This window comes from Streptomyces sp. NPDC003635, from assembly GCF_053587635.1.
The window spans coordinates 32123-48038 of sequence record NZ_JBSFOK010000028.1 but is presented as its reverse complement, the minus strand read 5'-3'; the positions used below and the strand labels follow the sequence as shown (position 1 = coordinate 48038).

Sequence of the window (15916 nt, the reverse complement as noted above, 5' to 3'; positions counted from 1 at the left end):
ACGGGTTCATGAGGGGTCGTGAAGGGCTGTGATGCCACGCCGCGCGAGAGCATCGGCGGTGGTCTGTGACGTCAGGACGATCGCGGGCCGGAGCCCCTGCTCGACGAGCGCGAAGAAGGCGTCGGCGAAGTCCAGATCCGGGGTGCGGTCGTCGTCGAGGACCAGCTCGAGCGCGCGTGGTGCGGGGGACGCGGCGCCACGGGCCGCCTGTGCGATACGGCGGAACGCGGCGCCAGCGGGCTTGACCTCGTTGTCGACCGTGAGCAGCCCGAGGTCGTACTCCAGTTCGTCGAATCCGCCGAGATCGCGGGAGATGTCGTGCGAAGCCCACCAGGTCACACCCCAGAGCCCGGTCACGTCGAGCGCAGCGCGCGTCGCGGCCATGAGGAAGGCCGCGGGGTCGATCCACCGCGTGGACGCGCCGTACTCCTGCAGCCACACGGGCCGGTGCGGGTCCTCGTGGAACGCCTTGGCGAGTTCGAGCATGTACGCGGCCAGGTGAACGCTGCCCGCACCGTTCTCCCCGTAACGTTCGAGTGCCCCGGTGAAGTAGATCCAGGAGTGAACGGGAGTGACCGCACCCGTCCGGGCCAGCACCTGCCGGCTGAAGGGCTGCCGCGAGGTCAGCCAGCAATCGTGGTCCATGCCGACGTTGTGCAGACCGCCGGGCGCGACGCGCTCGCAGTGCTCCAAGAGGCGGGTGACCCAGCTGTCGCCCTGCTGGAACGTGATCGAGTCGCCGGGACTACCGGTGAGCACGTTGGGCTCGTTGGCGATGTCGAACCCGAGGAAGCGCCGATGGCCGCCGCATCGGGCCGCCATCGCGTCCAGCAGCGAGAGCTGCGCGGCGATCACGCACTCGTCGCTGAACGTGGCGGACCGGTTCGGTACCCAGGACGGCCGGAACTCGAAGCCGCTGAGCCAGCCGTCGAACACGGCGGCGACGACGTCCAGTCCCGCCTCGTCGGCACGGTCGAGAAGCCTCGCCAGATGGTCCAGCATTCTCGGGCTGACGAGACGAGAGTTGGGCTGGAACAGCGGCCACGTGCAGTGGATCCGAATGTGGTCGGCTCCCAGGGCGGCGATGGCTTCCAGATCGCCGGCGATTGCCGTCTCGTCCCAGTCCACCCAGGAGTACCACCACCCGGACGAGGGCACGTAGTTCACTCCGAAGCGCGGTGTGCACCGTGCTCCCGCTGCGCGGCTTCGCGGCTGGGTCTTCATGCGGCGGGCTCCATAACGTCGGGAAGACGTACGCGATGTGTGGAGCCGTCACCCCAGGTGACGGTGCACAGGTCGGTCTCGAGTGCGACGCGCGGCGGCGGCGCCGGGTCCGCCCCGCTCAGTTCGACAATCGCCGCCTGCCACCGTCCGCGCTCCGGTTCGTCGAAGACGAGCCAGGGTGTGGCGGACCCACCGGGCAGCGGCGTGGCGTCGGGATCGGTCTGGACGCCGCTACGGGGATTCCCGCGGACCGGTCGGACGCTGGAGCGCAGTCCGTCGGTGATGACGGCGGCGCCACCGAGGGCCAGCAAGCGGCCGCCGGTGACCGGCCATCCGGTGACGGCGAGGGACGTGGCGCGGGCGGTCTCCCCGGGGTGTGCGTCGAGCCTGAACAGGCGCACTTCCCATTCGTCGCGTACGACGGACCCGACCATGAGGACGGGCCCGTACCGGTTCGAGCCATGCCTGCCGTGGGCGAAGTCCGGTTGGCCCTCGTACAGGTCCATCCATCGGCTCGTCCACCGGGAGAACCCGAACGCCGTCCCGTCGGCGTCACATCCGGTGGCCAGCCGTTGGAACCCCGCACGATGGCTGGTACGGCCCCGCACGTCCCGGACCACGACCGCGGAATCGGGAAGATGGCCTGCCTCCGCTCGCAGCAACGGGAACGTCGCCGTCGAGTACGCCAGGCGCGCGTAGGTCGGCTCGTCACTCACCTCGTCGCCGGGCAGGGCGTGGTCGGTGCCGTGGTTGTAGACGCGGACGACGCCGTCGGCGGCCGTCGAGCTGACCAGCCACCCGGGAGCCTGGATCACGGACACCATGGACGACCGCTCACTCGGCAGCGGCTCCTCGACGGCGTTCCACAGGGGGTGGTCGGCCGGCAGCGCCAGCCCGATCAGGCCCTTTGCCGCCCAGTACGGCGAGCCGGTGCCCGAGTACGCCTGGGCGAGGTCCGGCCAGGCGCGAAACCATCCCAGCGACAGGATGCCGCGCTCGTCGGGCACGCCGTGGTCGACGAAGTGCCGGACCACGCCCATCGCCGCGCGCCGGAGCTGTCCGAGCGAGAGCACGTCGCTGCCGATGAGCGCCGCCGTCCAGAAGGGTGCGGCGGCGGCGAAGCGGTAGATCAGGCTCCGCCCCTGCACCAGCGGGGCGCCGTCGGCTCCCACGAGCCGCGCCGCGTCGGCGAGGAACCGGTCGAACCGCGCCCGGTAGGCCGCCTCCGCGGCCTGCGTCCCTCCCCCCATCCCCCGCCACAGGAAGGGATACAGCTGCAGGGCCCACCCGTTGTAGTGATCGAACGCCCGCGTGACGCCGTCCGCGTACCAGCCGTTCGGCCGGACGAAGGACTCGTGCGCCTGGAGATCGGCGTGCACGTCGCCGGGGTCGCTCGGTCCGCCGACCGTGTCGAGGAACTGCTCGACGACCAGGCGGAACCAGATCCAGTTGGTATTGGGTCCCTCGGTACCGAGCACACTGGCCAAGTACGCGACAACGTTGCCCCGTTGTTCTTCGGTGAGGCGGGTCCACACCCAAGCGCGGGTGAAGTACAGGCCGATGGCCAGGGCCGCGGCCTCGACCTTCGCCTGGGCGTGCTCGTCGGGGCGCGGCCAGCGGCCGGGGTTCGCGGGGTCGACGCCGGCGGCCAGGCCCGACGCGTACCACTCGGCGAGGCCGAGCGGGTCCTCACCCCGTTCTCCGGCCAGGCGGAACGCCGCGAGCAGGAAGGTTCTCGCGAATCCCTCGAGGCCGTCGATCGGCCGCACGTCGCGGCCGTCGCCCGCGGGGATCAGGATGTGGGAACGGTCCGCGGTGGCGTACGGCCGCACCGCCAGCAGCAGTTCGTCCGCGAGGACGGCGAGGTGCTGGCGCGTCCATCCCGTGTGGGGCGCGAGGCGCCGGTCCTCAGGGACCTCGTACACCTTCTGCCGGACGGTCGTTGTTCGGGCTGTGCTCATGCCGATCTCTCCAGATCTGTCCGCCGGACGGGGCTGAGGGGAGGCAGCCCGCGGGCGAGTCGTTCGAGCTCGTCGATCGCGCGGTCCGTGAGGCGGTGTGTCTCGGTGTTCAACGACCCGGCGATATGAGGGGTCAGGGACACGTTCTGCAGCGTGTGCAAGACATTCGTCGTCGGCAGCGGCTCGGGGTCGGTGACGTCGAGGACGGCGTTCAGCCGACCGGACACGCACTCGGCCTCGAGTGCGGCGGAGTCGATGAGGCTCCCGCGGGCGGTGTTGATGACGGTGGCGTGGTCGGGGAGGAGGGCCAGCTGCTCGGCGCTGATCAGGTGCCGGGTCTCCGGCAGCGCCGGGGCGTGCAGCGACAGGACCGACACCCTGGGGAGCATGTGTTCCAGCGTGGTGAGCCGACCGCCGGCAGCGGTGACGGCCGAGGTGTCGGCATAGGGGTCCACGACCCAGCAGGTCGCCCCGACCATGCCGCGGCTGACCCGCTCGACGACAAGCCGCCCGATGCGGGAGAAGCCGACGATCCCGATCTCGGGGCGGTAGTTGGTCAGTGGACCGAAGGGTGCGTGAAGTGCGTCATTCCACACCACGCTCCGCGCGATGTGGGCGCGGGCGAGGAACTGTGCCTTCTTCCCGGCGAGCAGGATCGACGCGAAGGTGAACTCGGCGACCGGTACGGCGTTGACGTCGGCCGTGTTGGTGAGCAGGATCTCCCGCTCCCAGAACGCGTCCCCGACCAGCTGCTTGACCGTCCCGGCGCAGTGGAGCACCGCCCGCAGCCGGGGCATCCGGTCCAGGGTCTCGCGGTCGAGCGCCGGTGTCCCCCAGGAGGTGAGAAGGACCTGGACCTCGCGCAGGAGGCGGTCGTGGCGCGGGTGGTGCAGGTCGGCGACGAACGGGGGATCGCACAGCTCGGCCACCTGCCGCAGCCTCGCCAGGTGCGTCTCGTCGAACTGCTGCTCGTACGCTGCGCGGCTCGCCGCGATCAGGGTGCGAAGGGAGTCAGGCATGTCGGTGGTTCACTCTCCGGCCGGGTCACCGGCGTCTTGGCGCCCGGGAAGTGCGGTCAGGCGCGTGCAGGAACTCACGAAGTCCTCCGCGGAGAACCGCTGGGTGCCGTTGGTCGGGTGCGTCAGACGATCAGGGTGCACGACCAGGCCGCGCTCCATGAGGAACGCGCCGCTGACCTCGCTCGCTTCGCCCCTGCCACTCATGTGCTCGATCCGGTAGCGGATATCCGGGGCCAGTCCGGTCAGTCGGAGCCGGCGAGGTCCGGCATACAACGAGCGGCGAGGCTCGTAGGCGAGCAGCACCGCTTCGTCGGCTCCGACGTACAGCACGCCGTTCGGCTCGTGCCCCGGTCGTCCGCCCACCCGGTGCTGGCGTCCGTACTGGACGGTCGCGCGGATCTGCTTGTACTGCGCGACAAGGCCGGCCGCCTCGGCCAGTTCGGCCTCGCTCCACCGGTTGAGGTCTCCCCCCACGCCGAGCACCCCGGCCATCGCGACGTGGAAGCGGTACTCCAGCGGCACGGCCCGTCCCGACATGGGGTTCGGCGAGTCGGTCACCCAGTTGCACATGACGGAGGCGGGGTACAGCTGCGAGAAGCCGTGCTGGATGGTCTGCCGGTCCAGCGCGTCGGTGTTGTCGGAGGTCCAGAACTGGTCGACCCGCTGCAGGATGCCGGCGTCCACCCGGCCGCCGCCGCCGGAGCAGGACTCGATCCGCAGATACGGATGACGCGACCGCAGCACGTCCATGACGCGGTAGACGGCCTCGGTGTGGCGGTACCAGACCCACCCCTGGTCGGCAGGACGCTCGGGCCAGCCCACCTGGGAGAACGGGCGGTTCATGTCCCACTTCAGGAAGTCCAGCCGGTACTCCCCGACCAGGTCGTCCAGCCAGCGCAGTGCCCACTCCTGGACGTCGGGGCGGGCGAAGTTGAGGACGAGCTGGTTGCGCGCCTCGTGCCGGACCCGGTCGGGGAAGTGCAGCACCCAGTCGGGATGGGCTCGGTAGAGGTCGCTGTGCGGGTTGACCATCTCGGGTTCCACCCAGAGCCCGAAGCCCATGCCGAGGCTCCGCACATGACCGGCGAGCGGGTGCAGACCCTTCGGGAAGCGCTCGGGGTTCGGGTGCCAGTCGCCCAGGCCGTGGCTGCTGTCGACGCGGCTACCGAACCAGCCGTCGTCCAGCACGAACAGCTCCGCTCCCAGCCGAGCCGCACGCTCGGCAAGAGCGATCTGGTCCGCCTCGCGGACGTCGAACTCGGTGGCCTCCCAAGCGTTGTAGAGCACCGGTCGCACCTCGTCGGGCGAGGGCTTGACGTGCGCGTTCAGGTAGTCGTGCCACGCGCGGGACGCCGCACCGAACCCGCCGACCGTGTACAGGCCGAGCGAGGCGGGGCCTTCGTAGGAGTCGCCGGGCGCGAGCCGGAGGTGAACTCCCTCGTGCCCGAAGCCCGCGCCGACGGCGACATCTCCCTCGGCCCGCCGCTGCACGGTGAGGTGCCAGCTCCCGCTCCAGGCGAGGGCCACGCCGCGCACCTGCCCCTGGTCCTCCGACACTCCGGGGGCATGCAGCATGACCCAGGGGTTGTGGTGGTGGCTCGTCGTTCCCGTGCGGGCCGTCAGCGTGAGTTCACCGTCGGGGACCGGGGAGCGGCGCAGGCGGCTCTCCGCCCCCCAGTGGCCGTGAACCGTGCTGAACCACGGGTCGTCCTCCTCCTCGACGCGCCAGGAGGCGGAGTCCGCTCGCAGCACGGTCAGGTCTCCCGTGGCGGTCTCGGCCCAGTCGAGCGTCAGCCACCGGCGGATGACGTCGGTGTCGTCCCGCACCGCGTAATGCAGCGTCACGGTCAGGGGGAACAACCGGTCCCGCAGCCGCAGATGCAGGTCCTGCTGGTGCGAGCCCTCGGTGATCTCGTATCCGTCGTACTCGAGTTCCAGAGCCCGGACGTTCCCGGGGAACTCGACCTGCAGCCCCGGCAGCGCCCAGCCGAGACCGCCGTCCGGGATGATCTCCTGCTCGAGCTGGGCGGGACGAGCACTGTCCGTCTGCCACCGTGGCTGCTCACCTCGGCGTACCGTCTCCCAGTCGATTCGCGGCAGTGCGGCGCCCCAGTGGCGTTGCACGGGCAGCCCGTTCTCGGACAGGGCGACGGCGTACAGCGTGCGGGGTGTGCACAGGAACCACGCCCTGCGGTCGTCCGCGACATGAAGGGGCATCGGACGGTGTTCCTTCCTTTCGTGCGGGAGGGCCGGAGGGACGCCGCGCGGGGCGTCAGGGGTGAGCGGCGCCCCTCCGGGGATCAAGGGGGTGCGTGCACGGACGCGTGCGGCGCACCCGGTTCGGACAGGAGTCGCCGGGCGCACGGCGCCTCACTGCTTGGCGAGCGTCTTCTCGTACTCGGTCCTGATCTGCTTGCCGCCCTGTGCCTTCCATTGGCTCACCAGGTCGTCGAGCGCGGACATCGGCTTGCGTCCCACCGTGACCGAGGTGACGGTGTCGTCGATCAGGGTCTGCAGCGACGAGGCGACCCTCGACTCCGTCGGGGACGTCAGGCCGTGCACAGCGTTTCGCACGCCGTTCTTCGACAGATCGCTCTGCCATGCGTGGGCCGGCTTGACGTACTCGTCGACGTACTGCGCGTCGAACAGGACTTGTTCGGCGGCGCCCACGTACTGGTAGGAGAGGATGATCTCCTTCTGCCCCAGCTTCGTGAGGGCGGGGCCCGTCTTGGAGTCGGTGCTGTGCACCTTGCGCTGGCCGAAGTTGACGAGGTCGTACTCCTGGGTGCCGAAGGGCGCGGCGAGGTAGTTGGCGATCGCGAGGATCTCCTCGACCCGGTCCTCCGCAGCCTTCGTGATCACCGTCATGCCGAACGAGCCCGCGCCGAGGTTGTTCTGCCCGGGGCCGCCGTCGGCACCGATCTGCGGGAGCGCGCCCACCAGAAGGTCGGGGTCGACGCTCTGCCCGTCCCGCTGGATCGTTCCCCACCCCTGGTTTCCGCGGAAGGTGATCAGTGCCTTGCGCGTGGTGAAGAGGTTCGCGCCCTTGTTCTGGTCCATCGAGGGGCTGTCGGGGTGGTAGACGCCCGCATCCCACAGCTTCTTGCTGAAGGCGACCGATTCCCGGAACGCGTCGGTCTCGATGAAGTAGGTCAGCTTCCCGCCGTCCTCGGTCCAGCCGTTGGGCACGCCGAACATGCCCCGGTAGTAGTCGATGCCGAAGGGGTTGGCGGGGTTCGTGCCGGCTATGGCGTACTCGCCGCGCCTGCGGTTCGTGAACTCCTTGCAGAACGAGATGAATTCATCGGCGTTCGCGGGAAGGGCGACGCCCCGTGCCTCGACGATGTCCCGGCGGTAGAACGGCGCGGGCTGGAAGGGGTTGCGCGGGATGGGGATGCCCCAGATGCGGCCGTTGATCCGGACACCGCTCCAGCTCGGCGTGGGGATCGCCGCGAGGTTCGGGTACTTCTTCACGGCGTCGCCGGACAGGTGGTCCGACAGGTCGACGCACTTGGCCCGCAGGAACTCGGTCAGCCGCGGGAGACCGAGGTACCACACGATCTCCATGGTGTGGGGAAGATCGCCGCCGGCGACGACGGTGTTGAAGCGCTGCGCGTAGTCGGCCGCGGGCACCATCACGAGGTCGACGGGAGCGTTCAGGGCCTTGTTGACGGCCTCGAAGTACTTCGAGCGGGCGGGAGCCGGCGAGAAGGTCATGACCATCGACTTGAGTTCGGTGCCGCTGCCGGGCGCCTTGTCGACCGTCCGGATCAGCTGGTCCGGATAATTGAAGTAGCCGGGTGCGACACCGGCCGACGTGCCCGGGAGGTCCGGCTTCAGCCCTTTCGGCGCGACAAACGTCGGCAGGTCGACGGCGGCGCCGCCCCCGGCGCCGCTGCCCCCGGATCCGCTGGAACTGCAGCCGGTCAGCAGACCGGTGCCGACCGAGGCGCCGGCCAGCGCGGCCAGGGACAGGAACCGCCGTCTGTCGAGCGGTGGGTTCGGGAGGTTGCTGGAGCGGCTCATGGCTTCACTGACCCTTCGGAGATGGACGGACGTGACGGTCGTCGGCTGTTCAGCCGAGGCGCTGCGAGGGAGCGCGGGAAGGATTGGCGGACCGAGGAACGGCCCGGGGGTGATGCGGGGACGGCTGGGGGTGCAGACAGGAGGATCGCGAGGTCCTCACCGGGTCAGCCCTTGATGGCGCCGGTGATGACTCCCTTGGTGAAGTGCCGCTGCACGAACGGGAAGGCGATCAGGACTGGAATGATGGCGACGACCACGATCGCCATCTGCAGGGCCTGCTGCGGAGGCGGCGCTTCGCCGGAGACGGCCATGTCCTGGCCTTCGAGCACGAAGACCCGCAGGACCAGTTGGAGCGGCCACTTCGACTCCGTCGTCATGTAGAGCATCGCGCTGAAGAAGGAGTTCCAGTACGCGACTCCGTAGAACATCGCGATGACGGCGACGATCGCCTTGGACAGCGGGAGGACGACGCGTCGCAGGATCGTGAGCTCTCCCGCCCCGTCGATGCGCGCGGCTTCCCGCAGTTCCGAGGGGATCTCGAGGAAGAAGTTCCTGAGGATCACGAGGTTGAAGGCGTTGATCGCGGTCGGAAGGATCAGCGCCCAGTAGCTGTCCAGCAGCCCCAGCTGCTTCACCACCAGGTAGCTCGGGATGATGCCCGGGGTGAAGAGGAGGGTCAGCAACACGATCGTCAGCAGGGGGCCGTGGGCGAACGAGTCGCGCCGGCTCAGCCCGTAGGCCGCCAGCACCGTGCACGACACGCTGAGGAGGGTGCCGACGACGGTGATCAGGAGGCTGATGGCGACGGCCCGGCTGACCACGCCGCCGCCCAGGATCTCGGTGTACGCGGCGAACGAGAGGTCCGTCGGGAGGACCACCATGCCTCCCGCGCGGGAGATCGCCTCCTGACTCGACACACTGGTCGAGAGGACGACCAGGAAGGGGAAGACGACCGCGACCAGAAGGGCGGCCAGCACGGTGAACTTGACGATGCGGGCGAGCAGGGAAGGCTTCTCCATCCACGCCGGGCGGTTGGCTGCGTATCGGCTCATTTCTTCGTGTACACCCCGTCCTGGCCGAACCTGTGGGCAAGCTTGTTCGCGCCGAGCACCAGGAACAGCGCCACAATCCCCTTGAACAGACCGGCCGCTGCGGCGACCGACCAGTTTCCGTTCTCCACCCCGAAGAAGTAGATGTAGGTATCGAGTACTTCGGCGGCCTCGGGGCCGACGCTAGAGCGCTGCAGGAGGACCTGCTCGAAGCCCACCGTCAGGGCGTCCCCGAGCCGGAGGATCAGCAGCAGGATGATCACCGGCCGCAGGCCCGGCAGGGAGACGTGCCACAGCCGCCGCCAGTACCCGGCCCCGTCCACAGCGGCCGACTCGTACTGGCTGGAGTCGATCGAGGCGAGCGCCGCGGTCAGGATGATGGACGCCCAGCCCGCGTCCTTCCACGTCACCTCGGCGACGAGGAGCAGCTTGAACAGCGACTCGTTGCCGATGACGTCGATGGTGTCCCAGCCCCGGTCCAGCATGAACTGGTTGATGACGCCGGCATCGCCGAGGATCTGCTGGAACAGCGCGACGATGACGACCCAGGAGATGAAGTGGGGCAGGAACATCGCGCTGCGGATGAGGCCCTTGATCCGCTCGTGGAACAGGCTGTCGAGGAGCAGCGCGATCGCGATCGGGACGGGAAAGAACAGCACCAGGTTGAGGAGCGTGATGACGAGGGTGTTGCGGACGGCGTTCCAGAACGCCGGGTCCGCGAACAGTGTCTCGAAGTTCCGCAGACCCACGAACGGGGAGTCCGGGATGCCGATGAACGGCACGTAGTCCTGGAACGCGATGACGTTGCCGAGCAACGGCAGATAGTGGAAGACGATGAACAACAGCAGGCCCGGCAGGACCATCAGGAGCAGTGCCCGGTCGCGGACGAGTCGCTGGCGTCGCGAGGTCCTGGCCGGCCTGCGCCGGTCGCGGCGCCCGGCCCGGGCCCCTTGGCGCTTGTCGTCGTTCGGGCCTGCCGTGCCGGAGCCGTTCGCGGCGCCCGGGACCTGAGGCAGGCGGGCCTGCCTCACCGTGACGGCCCTGCCCTCGTCCGACGCGGTGCGGCCGCCCCGTATGTGATCAGCCATGAGCGTGGCGCCCCTTCCATGGTTCCAGGAACGTGGTCTGCTGCGGTTCGGCGCGCAGGACCACGCCATCCACGCCCACGACGGGCGCGACGCTCAGCGCCAGGATCAGCGGCCCGCAGCCGTGCGGCTCGTCGCGGAACGGGGCCTGGGCGGTCAGGTACGCCTCGACGGTGCCCCTGGCGTCGCCGGTTCCCGGGCACAGCGTGCCCAGACAGCTGTTCTCGATCGAGAAGTCCTGGTTGACGCAGCTGCCGGTGAGACCGGTCAGGCCACGGCGCAGCGCGTCGCGCCACACGGGCCCTTCGAGGACGCCGCGCTCGATCCCCACCCCGATGCCGTAGAGGATCAGGCCGGTGCCGGAGGACTCCTCCCAGGCCGTCGGCAGCGGTATCTCCTGCCGCCACAGGCCCCGGGAGCTCTGATGCGGCAGCAGCGCCTGGGACAGGGCCCGGAACCGGCTGACCACCTCGCCCCTGCGGGGGTCGTCGGGGGCCAGGCCGCGCACCAGCTCGGCCAGGGCGAAGTACCCCCAGCCATTCCCGCGTCCCCAGTGGTCCTGGGAGAAGACTCCCGGGGCGATGAATCCGCGGCACTGGTGCAGCAGACCGTTAGCGGGATCCAGCAGCTCGTCGTAGAGGAGCACCGCCTGGTCGACGGCCTCGTCGATGTACCGGCGCTCCCGAAGTGCCTGCCCGGCCTGGAGGAGGAAGGGGGTCGCCGCCATCGCCGCGTCGATCCAGATGAGCTCGCCGGAGGTGTGTGGGAGCTTGAGGATGCCCTTGCCGTCGCGGGGCGCCGTCATCATCTCCTCGGCGTACTCACGCACCCACTCCCGACGCTCCGGCATCCGTCCCTGGGCGACGAGAAAGCTCTGCGCCATCCCGCCGATCCGATAGCTGGGGAAGTTGTACGGGGGATGCTCGATCTCCTCGGGGAACCGGCGCAGTACTCGCTCGACACGGTCCAGCACCTCGGAGTTCCCGGTGACTTGACCCACGCGCGCCAGTGCGTAGACGGCCAGGAGTCCGTAGTAGGCCTTCACCTCGCCGAGCCGCTCGTAGTGGTCGTACAGGTCCACGGCGAGTGAGGCCGGCTCGGCGGCAGGCGATATGAGCCCCTGCGGGGTCCGCTCAGAAATACCCACCGCGCTCCACCACCTCTCGGGGGGTCAGCCCGTCGTGGATCAGCGACTTGATGTCGTTCTCCTGCTCTTTGACGGCCTCAGCGGCGAGCAGGACCTCGGCAGCCCGGTTCCTGGGCACCACGATGACGCCGTCCAGGTCGCCGACGATCACGTCACCGGGCTCGACGGTCACCGAGCCGATGCGAACCGGTGTCTGCCAGGCGGACATCCGGAACCTGCCGAGCATGCCGTTGGACGTGCGGTACCGGCAGAAGACGGGGAACCCCAGCTCGAGCAGCTTCTCGGTGTCCCGCACGCCACCGTCGACGACCGCTCCACGGGCACCCTGGCGCATCGCCGCCAGGGTCATCACCTCGCCCCACTGAGCGGACTCGTCGTCCGCCGACGTGTCCCAGACGCACACCGAGTCGCTCGTGATCGCTTCGAGCATCGCGGCGCGTTCCGCCATCTCGTTGTCGAGAACCAGACTCTTCGAGCCCTTGATCGTGAAGGCGATACCGGCGGTGCGTGACGTCGGATTCAGCGGTGCGACAGCCGACGGGAGTACCTGATGCAGCAGGCCGTGCGCCCGGAGTACGTCGTTGATGGCTGCCGTGGGCACTTCGCCGTAGCGGTCGCACAGCTCGCGGTCGGCGATCCGCGGCGGATGGCCGGGGCCGTCTTCGCTGGGGACGGGGTTCGAGACATCGTTCGACAACGCCGGATCCTGCTTTCTTCACCTGAGCAAGCGGTCTGCCCGGTTCGGCTCGTGAGGGCGACCTGCTGATGTGCGCGATGTGGTCCCACGAAGGTATGTGGGCGTACGGCCGGTACGACGATGCGGCCCGGCGAACCTTTACACGATGTGACTGGCGTCAGCGGCGGCTCGGTCGGAGCAGCCAGCGTGGTGTCGCGCCGGGGTGCGCGAGCACCGGGTGAGGCCGGAACACCTCAGCTGGGACGGGGCGGGAGGCCGTACGGGAGAGCCGTCACCGGCTCTTGGTGACGGCCCCGGCGACCGTCCCTCGGATCGTCTCGACGGCCTCGCTGATCACGGACTCCGCGGCGGCACGCACGTCCAGCGTCGTCCGGCGGGCTCCCTCCTGGTCGGAGATGATCTCGTCCAGCACCGTGCGGGCGTCGCGGCCCGCTGTCGGCCCCGCCTCGACGAGCCGCCCGCCGACACCGAGGTCCCGGTACATGTGGCCCTTGATGGTGTCCGTGGGCTGGCGAAGGTAGATCCCGGGCACACCGGCCGCCAGTGCGATCAGCGGGCTGTGGCACTCCATGCTGATCACCGCGGCCGCTCGGCGGTAGACCGCGGCGGCCTCCGTCAGGGACCAGAAAGTCGGAACGACGTGGACATACGGCGCGACCTCGGCGGGGAGATCGCCCGGGCCGAAGTGCGCCTGGGCCAGCGGCACTTCGTGCTCCATCTCCGGGCAGATCAGGATGTGTTGTCCCGTCCGGCGGACGTGATGCTCCACGATCTCCCGGAGGGCGTCCATGTCGGACTGCTCGAAGGCGGCGTTCACCGCGTCCTGCAGCACATGTCGGCGCTCGGGTTCCCGGTCGAAGATCCGGTGATAAGGGGTGAACCGGAGCCGGGGAACCACACAGACGAAGTCCTCGCCGCAGCCGAGCCGGGTGAGCAGCGCACTCCCCTCTTCCGCGTCCTGCAGATCGAAGCAGACCGCGGCGTCGGGCATGAACGAGGCGGACATCAGGCCCTGGCTCCAGAGGTACTTCACCGACAGCGAGTCCCGGCAGTAGAGGAAGGCCGCTCCCTCCAGCAGGCCGCGGTCCGCCTCACTGAGGATGGGTTGTGAGATGGCCTCGACCATCGCCGTCACCTCGTCGAGGGTGCCGAAGAAACCCGGCCCGGCGACCTGCGCCAGAGGGTCGAGTGTCACGCCGAAGAAGCCGTAGGGCTTGTCGGTGTGAGCACGCCAGGCCTCCAGTTCCGCGCGGGCGAGGATGGACGGGCCGGAACCGTGCACGAGGACGTCCGACTCCTCGAAGAGCCGGAGAATCCTCTGGCTGGGGGCCTCCCCCTCGACGAGCCGCTCCTCGAAGAGGGTGACCTCGGGAAAGTACTGGGCGAACATCTTCCGTTCTCGTTCGCCGGATGACCACGCCCACAGGGTCACCTCCGCACCCTCGCAGAAACGCTGGAAGGCTCTCAGGGCGCCGGGACTGTGAGCAACGTCCCCGATGTTGATCGTCTGCCAGGAAGAAACCAACAGGATGCGGGGGGAACGATCTCGGACGCCGTCAACAGGGCGCATCATGCGACTCCATCATCGAGGTACAGGACTCGGCTTCAAACCGACCGCGGCCCAAGGCTGGCAGTGATTAATCGAAAAATCAACGCCTCGTTCAGCCTGAGTTCGAGGACGGCGGCAGAAGCACCCGAGGAGCCGCACCCGTTGAGCCTCCGGGCACCTCGGCCATTACGCGCGACGTGGAGTCGCGGCTTCGCCATCTGTTACGGTCGTCGCGCCAACTCGCCCGGATCACACCTGCGTTGTGGTCCCGGACAGGCGACGGCACATCTCGCGGCACCTGCACGTCGACGCTCACAGCGTCGCCGCAGGGCAGCCTTCCGTCCTCCTCGGACACACCTGGACGCGGGCCGGGCGCCGGGGCGTCTCACCCTCGACCGGCCTGGATCGCCCGAGACCGCGTCATTCCCCCAACGACCTTGCCTCGAGCAGGAGAGCACGTGTTTGTCACGACGAAGCCGCCCCTCAGACGCCCCACTCATCAGCCGGCCCGCGCCCGTCTCCTGGCCAGGACCGCCGTGTCCTTGAGCGTGGTGACGCTTCTGGCCGGCTGCGCCACCGGCGACAGGGACGGGACGCAAGAGTCGGCCCCCACGCAGGAAGCATCCGGCAGCAGTGGCACGGACGCACGGGAAGCACCCGGCGCCGGCGGCGGGACGGAGGCCGAGAGGAGTCCGACATCGCCAGCGCCCGGCAGCAGCGCGCCCAACTCCTCAGCCACAAAAGGAGTTCCTCAACAGAAGGCCGCCGACGAGATCGGGGCGGCCTCCGCGCGCGTACCGGCCCCCGCGTGGGAAGGCAACGCCGCGCCGGTCGAGGTACTGGTCGTACGGGCCGGCGCCCAGGGCGACAACGAATTCGCCACCCTCGACGCGGCGCTGGAGGCCGCCCGCAAGCGCGGGCCCGCCGGTCGTCTCATCCGGCTGCACGGTATGCACACGCCCACGAAGGAATCCGCGGTCAACCTGTCGGGAACGCCGGGACGCCCGCTGATCATCGAAGGCGCTGGACCCGCTTCCGGCATCGACATGAGCAAGGCGCCCACCGTGCCGCTCAAGAGCTTCCAGGGCCCGAACTGCCTCGCGGTCAACCACGCCGAGTACGTCGTGGTCCGCAACCTCACGTGCCGGAACAACCCCAGTGGTGCGGGCATCACCGTCTACGCGTCCACCCATGTGCGGATCAGCAACACCAAGGTCTCCAACGTCAAGAACGCGGGAATCAACTCGCTGGGCACCGCGAAGCGACGCAACCAGCAGATCCTGCTCGACGGCAACGAGGTCACCGGAACCAGCACCCGGCACAGCCCCGCGCACCGGCCCCAGGGCGCCGACTGGAGTCCCGCGGTCGTGGCCCACAACACCGATGGCGTGACCATCACCGGCAACGAGGTCTACGAGAACTTCGGCGAGGGCATCGACTGCCTGCTGTCGACCGACTGCACCGTCTCGCGCAACACCGTCCGCGACAACTGGAGCGTGAACGTCTACGTCGACAATGCGTCGCAGGTCAGCATCGACCGCAACTTCATCACCAGCACCGGCAAGAAGACCTTCGAGCGCAACACCCGGCCCGCCGCGGGTATCCAGCTCGCCCAGGAGAACTATCGGGGCTTCATACCCCTGCGGAATCTGTCGATCACACGCAACGTGGTGAGCGGCTCCGCCGCCGCCCTGAGCTACTACCCCTATGAGTGCGACACCCGCAGGAACGCCGTCGAGGCGTGCGGCATGCGCGATGTCACGGTCGCGCACAACACCTTCGCCCGGCCGCCACGCCTCGCGAAGGTCTCCGAGGCGCTCGTCGTCGTCGGCGGAACGCCCGACGAGCGCACGGTCGACAACCTCAGCCTCGTCAACAATGTGTTCGCGGCCCCGTCGTACGGCCTGCTGCAGATCGGGAGCGGCTCCGGCCTCCGCTTCGACACCAACTGCTGGTCGAACCGTCCGCCCCAGCAGGTCGACGCCCGGGCCACCGTCGGCGACCCCCGCTTCAGGGACGCCGACAGCCAGAACCCGGACGACTATCAGGTCGGGTCGGGCTCTCCCTGCACCCGTACTCCGGCGAAGGCCGGCCGCCTCGGCATGAAAACCCTCGGCGCGCTGTAGGGACGAGGACGCCTGGTGGCGGGGCGGGCAGGT

The 15916-nt window shown here is 69.3% G+C and carries 11 protein-coding genes; 1 reads left to right on the top strand and 10 read right to left on the bottom strand.

All coding sequences use genetic code 11. The features are described from left to right. Positions 1 to 6: 6 nt before the first annotated feature. The 10 genes from ACWDRW_RS24710 to ACWDRW_RS24665 form a co-directional block, all read right to left on the bottom strand. Entirely contained in the window at positions 7 to 1158 is a 1152-nt protein-coding gene (locus ACWDRW_RS24710) for a glycoside hydrolase 5 family protein (RefSeq protein WP_451726211.1), read from the bottom strand. 62 nt (positions 1159 to 1220) lie between these two features. After that, the gene (locus tag ACWDRW_RS24705; protein ID WP_451726210.1) at positions 1221 to 3185 is read right to left on the bottom strand and encodes a DUF2264 domain-containing protein; all 1965 of its coding nucleotides are present in this window, start codon (positions 3183 to 3185) and stop codon (positions 1221 to 1223) included. Continuing rightward, positions 3182 to 4204: a hydroxyacid dehydrogenase gene (locus tag ACWDRW_RS24700; RefSeq protein WP_451726209.1), complete on the bottom strand. Its 1023-nt coding sequence runs from the start codon at positions 4202 to 4204 to the stop codon at positions 3182 to 3184. Before ACWDRW_RS24700 ends, ACWDRW_RS24705 begins: the two co-directional genes overlap by 4 nt. Before the next feature lie 9 nt (positions 4205 to 4213). Beyond that, positions 4214 to 6421 carry an alpha-galactosidase gene (locus ACWDRW_RS24695; protein WP_451726208.1) on the bottom strand — a complete coding sequence of 736 codons (2208 nt, stop codon included), beginning with the start codon at positions 6419 to 6421 and terminating at the stop codon, positions 4214 to 4216. Between the two features lie 153 nt (positions 6422 to 6574). Then, positions 6575 to 8230, bottom strand: coding sequence for an extracellular solute-binding protein (locus tag ACWDRW_RS24690; protein WP_451726207.1), 1656 nt, complete (start codon positions 8228 to 8230; stop codon positions 6575 to 6577). Positions 8231 to 8394: 164 nt separating this feature from the next. Beyond that, positions 8395 to 9282, bottom strand: coding sequence for a carbohydrate ABC transporter permease (locus ACWDRW_RS24685; RefSeq protein WP_451726206.1), 888 nt, complete (start codon positions 9280 to 9282; stop codon positions 8395 to 8397). Beyond that, positions 9279 to 10367 (bottom strand): ABC transporter permease, encoded by a 1089-nt coding sequence (locus ACWDRW_RS24680; RefSeq protein ID WP_451726205.1) that lies wholly within the window; start codon positions 10365 to 10367, stop codon positions 9279 to 9281. The genes ACWDRW_RS24685 and ACWDRW_RS24680 overlap by 4 nt, the downstream gene beginning before the upstream one ends. Continuing rightward, entirely contained in the window at positions 10360 to 11511 is a 1152-nt protein-coding gene (locus ACWDRW_RS24675) for a glycoside hydrolase family 88 protein (RefSeq protein WP_451726204.1), read from the bottom strand. The genes ACWDRW_RS24680 and ACWDRW_RS24675 overlap by 8 nt, the downstream gene beginning before the upstream one ends. Further along, positions 11498 to 12208: an RraA family protein gene (locus ACWDRW_RS24670; protein WP_451726203.1), complete on the bottom strand. Its 711-nt coding sequence runs from the start codon at positions 12206 to 12208 to the stop codon at positions 11498 to 11500. The genes ACWDRW_RS24675 and ACWDRW_RS24670 overlap by 14 nt, the downstream gene beginning before the upstream one ends. A 271-nt stretch (positions 12209 to 12479) precedes the next feature. Beyond that, positions 12480 to 13778 (bottom strand): polysaccharide pyruvyl transferase family protein, encoded by a 1299-nt coding sequence (locus ACWDRW_RS24665; protein WP_451726264.1) that lies wholly within the window; start codon positions 13776 to 13778, stop codon positions 12480 to 12482. A 530-nt stretch (positions 13779 to 14308) separates the two neighbouring features. On the opposite strand from ACWDRW_RS24665, the gene ACWDRW_RS24660 reads away from it, so the two are divergent. Continuing rightward, the gene (locus ACWDRW_RS24660; protein WP_451726202.1) at positions 14309 to 15883 is read left to right on the top strand and encodes a right-handed parallel beta-helix repeat-containing protein; all 1575 of its coding nucleotides are present in this window, start codon (positions 14309 to 14311) and stop codon (positions 15881 to 15883) included. Positions 15884 to 15916 lie beyond the last annotated feature (33 nt).

Bases quoted from the DNA above. Each gene is read 5' to 3' on its own strand.
- ACWDRW_RS24685 (WP_451726206.1), bottom strand. From the start codon at position 9,282: ATGAGCCGATACGCAGCCAACCGCCCGGCGTGGATGGAGAAGCCTTCC.
- ACWDRW_RS24680 (WP_451726205.1), bottom strand. From the start codon at position 10,367: ATGGCTGATCACATACGGGGCGGCCGCACCGCGTCGGACGAGGGCAGG.
- ACWDRW_RS24665 (WP_451726264.1), bottom strand. From the start codon at position 13,778: ATGCGCCCTGTTGACGGCGTCCGAGATCGTTCCCCCCGCATCCTGTTG.
- ACWDRW_RS24690 (WP_451726207.1), bottom strand. From the start codon at position 8,230: ATGAGCCGCTCCAGCAACCTCCCGAACCCACCGCTCGACAGACGGCGG.
- ACWDRW_RS24705 (WP_451726210.1), bottom strand. From the start codon at position 3,185: ATGAGCACAGCCCGAACAACGACCGTCCGGCAGAAGGTGTACGAGGTC.
- ACWDRW_RS24700 (WP_451726209.1), bottom strand. From the start codon at position 4,204: ATGCCTGACTCCCTTCGCACCCTGATCGCGGCGAGCCGCGCAGCGTAC.
- ACWDRW_RS24695 (WP_451726208.1), bottom strand. From the start codon at position 6,421: ATGCCCCTTCATGTCGCGGACGACCGCAGGGCGTGGTTCCTGTGCACA.